Consider the following 3,571-nt stretch of genomic DNA (forward strand, 5'->3'; position numbering starts at 1 on the left):
ATTCGCCAACGCCTGACGAATCACCCGCTGCTGCGACGGACCATTCGGCGCGGTCAGCCCGTTGGACGCGCCATCCTGGTTCACCGCCGAGCCGCGCAGCACCGCCAGCACCGGGTGACCGTTGCGCCGCGCGTCGGAGAGCCGCTCCAGCACCAGCACGCCCGCGCCCTCTCCCCACGCCACCCCGTCGGCCGCGTCGGCGAAGGACTTGGACCGGCCGTCGGCGGACAGCCCGCGCTGGCGGCTGAACTCGACGAAGACCTCGGGGGTGGCCATCACCGCGACACCGCCGGCCAGGGCCAGGGTGCACTCGCCCGAGCGCAGCGCCTGCGCCGCGAGGTGCATGGCGACCAGCGACGACGAGCACGCCGTGTCGATGGTCATGGCCGGCCCCTCGATGCCCAGGACGTACGAGACGCGGCCGGAGGCGATCGCGCCGGTGCTGCTGTTGTAGGCGTAGTCGTGGTACATGACCCCGGCGAAGACGCCGGTCGCACTGCCCCGAAGCGACGTCGGGTCGATCCCGGCCCGCTCCAGCGCCTCCCACGAGGTCTCCAGGAGCAGGAACTGCTGCGGGTCCATGGTGGTGGCCTCGACCGGGCTGATCCCGAAGAAGCCGGGGTCGAACTCGCCGGCGTCGTGCAGGAAGCCGCCGCGCCGGGTGTACGTGGTGAACGGCCGCCGCGCCGTCGGATCGTAGATGCCCTCGGTGTCCCAGCCGCGGTTGACCGGGAACTCAGTGGTCGCGTCGACGCCGTCGGCGACGAGCCGCCACAGTGCCTCCGGGGTGTCGGCGCCGTGGGGGTACCGGCAGGCCATGCCCACGATCGCGATGGGGTCGTCGGTGCCGGCGTCGCCGGTGCTGGCCGCGACCCGGCGGACCACCTGCCCGTCGGTGCCGGCAAGCTCGGCCAGCAGGTGCCGGGCGAGCGCGGACGGCGTCGGGTAGTCGAAGACCAGGGTGGTCGGCAGTCGGACGCCGGCGCTGTCGCCGAGCGCGGTGCGGAACTCGACCGCGCTGAGCGAGTCGAAGCCCAGCTCGCTGAAGGCCCGGGACGGGTCGACGGCACCGGAGTCGCGGTAGCCGAGCGTCGCCGCGACGTGCCCACCGATCAGGTCGAGCAGGAACGCCTCGCGGTCGGCGGGGTCGAGGGCGGCGAGCTCGCGCTGCAGCGCGCTGGCCGCGGCCGGGGCGGCGGCCGCGTGGCGGCGCGGGCGGGCCCGGATCAGGCTCCGGAAGATCGGCGGGAGGCTCTGCCCGGCCTCGGCGAGGGTCTTCAGGTCGAGCCGGATCGGCAGCACGGTCGCGGCGTCGACCGCCAGCGCGGCGTCCAGGAGCGCGAGGCCCTGCTCGTCCGAGAGCGGGAGGAGGCCGTTGCGCTGCATCCGGTGCAGCTCCGCGTCGCTCAGGCCGGCGGCCATGCCGCTGGACCACAGGCCCCAGGCCAGCGACCGGGCCGGGAGGCCGGCGGCGCGCCGGTGGGCGGCGAGCGCGTCGAGGAACGCGTTGGCGGCGGCGTAGTTGCCCTGCCCGGCGGCGCCGAGCACACCGGTGGCGGACGAATAGAGCACGAACGCGGCGAGGTTCAGCTCGGCGGTGAGTTCGTGCAGATGCCAGGCCCCGCCGGCCTTCGGGCACAGCACGGTGTCCATGCGGCCGCAGTTCAGCTCGGTGATGAGGGCGTCGTCGACGACGCCGGCGAGGTGCACGACACCGGTCAGCGGGTGCTCCGCCGGCACCTGGGTCAGCACGCCGGCCAGGGCGTCGCGGTCGGCGACGTCGCAGGCGGCGATGTGCACTCGCGCGCCGAGCGCGGTGAGTTCGTCGGCCAGCTCGCGGGCGCCGGGCGCCGCGGTCCCGCGCCGGTTGGTCAGCAGCAGGCTGCGGATCCCGTACGCGGTCACCAGGTGCCGGGCGACGAGCCGGCCCAGCGCGCCGGTGCCGCCGGTGATGAGCACGGTGCCGTTGCCGAACGAGAACGCGGGCCCGTCGTCAGCGCGGACGGCGCGGGCGAGGCGCGGCGCGTAGACGACGCCGCCGCGGGCGACGGCCTGCGGCTCGCCGGAGGCGACGACGGCGGCGATGGCGCCCGGGTCGTCCACGTCGGCGAGCACGAACCGGCCGGGGTACTCCAGCTGCGCGGCCCGGACCAGCCCCCAGACGGTGGCGCCGGCCAGGTCGGTGACGTCCTCGCCGGGCAGCGCGATGCCACCGGTGGTGACGATCGCGACGGTGGTGGCGGCGAACCGCTGGTCGGCGATGAAGTTCTGGATCGCGCCGAGAACCCAGTTGGCCGTGGCGCGCACGGCGCTGGCGTCGGTGCCGGGCTCACACGGCAGCACGACGACGTCCGGGAGCGGGCCGTCGGCGCTCAGCGCGTCCCACTCGGCCACGCTCGTCGGGCCCGGGGTGGCGGGCACCGGGGTCCAGTCGAGGGTGTAGAGGGAGTCCTGGGCTCCCGCCGCGGCGGTGGCGAGTTGCTGCGCCGAGACGGGCCGCAGGTGCAGCGAGTCGACGGAGAGGACGGGCCGCCCGGCGTCGTCGGCGACGGTGAGGGTCAGGCCCGCGCCGGCGGGGGCCAGCCGGACCCGGGCGTGGGTGGCCGCGGCCGAGTGCAGGTGGACCCCGGCCCACGCGAACGGCACCACGGCGCCCTCGGCGTCGGCGAACAGGTCGGTGACCATGGCGCCGTGCAGGGCCGCGTCGAGCAGCGCCGGGTGCACGCCGAACTCGCCGGCCCCGCCGGCCGCCTTCGGCAGGGTCACCTCGGCGAACAGTTCGTCGCCGGCCCGCCACGCGGCGGTCAGGCCCTGGAACGCCGGACCGTAGGCGAGGCCGCCGTCGGCGAGGTCCGCGTAGAGGCCGTCGACGTCGACGGGTACCGCCCCGGCCGGCGGCCATGGGGCGAGCCCGGCGGGCGCGGGCGGCGCGACGGCGGTGAGCAGGCCCTCCGCGTGCAGGGTCCAGGGCAGGTCGGGCTGGTCGTCGGCCCGGGAGTGGACGGTAACGGTGCGGCGGCCGGCGGCGTCGGGGGCGCCCACGAGCACCTGGACCTGGACGCCGCCGCGCGGGGCGAGCACCAGCGGCGCCGGTAGGGTCAGCTCGTCGAGGACGCCGCAGCCGATCTGGTCGCCGGCGCGGATCGCGAGCTCCACGAAGCCGGTGCCGGGGAAGAGGATGGTACCGCCGACGACGTGGTCGGCCAGCCACGGCTGGACGGCCGGCGAGATCCGGCCGGTGAGCACGACACCGTCGGAGTCGGCGAGCATGACGGCGGCGCCGAGCAGCGGGTGCCCGGCCGCGGTGAGCCCGACGGCCGTCATGTCGGCGGGGCCGCCGAGCCGGTGCTGCGAGGCGTCGACCCAGTACCGCTCCCGCTGGAATGGGTACGTGGGCAGGTCGACCACGTTGGCCTTGGGCAGCACCGCCGCCCAGTCGACCCGTTGGCCGGTGGTGTGCAACTGAGCGACAGCACCGATCAGCGTCTCGGTCTCACTCTGCTCCCGCCGGGCGGCCGGCACCGCCCCTTCGGTCAGTGGAGTCAAGACCGCGTCCGGGCCGACTTCCAGG

General features: G+C 75.8%; 1 protein-coding gene. It reads right to left on the bottom strand.

The features are described from left to right. A partial coding sequence (locus KJS59_RS25205; RefSeq protein ID WP_213455451.1) for a type I polyketide synthase occupies positions 1 to 3,546 on the bottom strand: 3,546 nt, incomplete at its 3' end. Positions 3,547 to 3,571 lie beyond the last annotated feature (25 nt).

Origin of the sequence: Rhizomonospora bruguierae (assembly GCF_018397995.1) — a bacterium.
GTDB classification, from domain to species: domain Bacteria; phylum Actinomycetota; class Actinomycetes; order Mycobacteriales; family Micromonosporaceae; genus Rhizomonospora; species Rhizomonospora bruguierae.